At 32.6% G+C, this 519-nt stretch carries 2 protein-coding genes; both read right to left on the bottom strand.

Annotation, left to right across the window (positions count from 1 at the left end):
- Nucleotides 1–242, bottom strand: a 242-nt coding sequence (locus ACGF5R_RS24440; protein WP_387693229.1) for a hypothetical protein, incomplete at its 3' end; no start/stop codon positions are given.
- 24 nt (nt 243–266) lie between these two features.
- Nucleotides 267–519: hypothetical protein (locus ACGF5R_RS24435; RefSeq protein WP_387693227.1), on the bottom strand; the 253-nt coding region annotated here is incomplete at its 5' end.

The raw sequence follows: 519 nt of genomic DNA, 5'->3' as shown, positions 1-519 counted from the left end.
GCTTCCGCTGATATTATTATTTGTTGCAATTTTTCTATATTCTTTTCCGTAATATTGATATGTTGATAAGTTACACCTTCTACATCTACTATACTTATTTCAAAAATATCAATTTTGGAATCATTCTTTATGACGTGAATTTTAAAATCAAAATGTTCAGTTCCCAGTTTTGCAAATCTTTTTCCGATATTCCACGCGTCAATTATCGTGAATTCAAATTGTTTCATATCACATGTTAACATAATCAAATGTCCTCTAATTCCCACTCATATTTCAACAAGAGTTTCTTTCCAGTCCATTTCTTCTAAATCAACTACAGCAATAATTTCGTCTCGAAATGACGGGGAATCAGAATCCCACCTTTCATAACAATTAAATTCAGTGCGCGGAAGCATGTTGCATGCAAATACTAATCCAGACTCATCCGTTGCTATAAATTTAGTCCAATGAGGGGCTGATAATTCAATGCCAAAGTAGTTAACCTTAATTGGCTTTATTAAGCTGATTAGTTTCATGATG

The organism is Photorhabdus sp. RM71S, from assembly GCF_042879355.1.
Taxonomy (GTDB): domain Bacteria; phylum Pseudomonadota; class Gammaproteobacteria; order Enterobacterales; family Enterobacteriaceae; genus Photorhabdus; species Photorhabdus kayaii.
This window is presented reverse-complemented; position numbering and strand designations above follow the sequence as displayed.